General features: G+C 78.4%; 1 protein-coding gene. It reads right to left on the bottom strand.

What is annotated here, in order from left to right; all coding sequences use genetic code 11:
- Positions 1-353, bottom strand: a 353-nt coding sequence (locus ACWJ6R_RS38050; RefSeq protein ID WP_449066811.1) for a hypothetical protein, incomplete at its 3' end; no start/stop codon positions are given.
- Between the last annotated feature and the right edge of the window lie 87 nt (positions 354-440).

Below are 440 nucleotides of genomic sequence, written 5' to 3'. Positions count from 1 at the left end.
TTTCCGCCGGCCCGGCGGGGCAGCGGCATCGGCGCCGGCAGAGCCAGCGCGGCACCGCCCGACAGCACACCGGCGGCGTTCGCGAACGACGGCACCGAGGGCACCGAGGGGAAACCGGCGACGGCCGACGGCGCACTCGGCAGGCCGGGCAGATCCGGGGTGGGCGACAGGAACTCCACCCAGACCAGACCGGGATATCCCGGTACCCCGAAGGGCAGGCCGGGGAAACCCACTCCGGCCGCGACGCCGCCCGCGTCGGCCATGCTGAGGATCGCGGAGGCGCGGGAGAGGCCGGGCAGACCGGCGTTGCGGGCGAGCAGCTCCAGAGCGGGCAGGGACGAGGCCGGCTCCACGACACGGGCCGTGGGCCGGCGCGGCGACGCGGGACCGCCGGGTGCCGCGGTACGGCCCGGCGACCGCGGGACCGCCGGGTGCCGCGG

This window comes from Planomonospora algeriensis, from assembly GCF_977012225.1.
The sequence above is the reverse complement of the archived record's forward strand: the minus strand, read 5'-3'. Positions and strand labels throughout refer to the sequence as shown.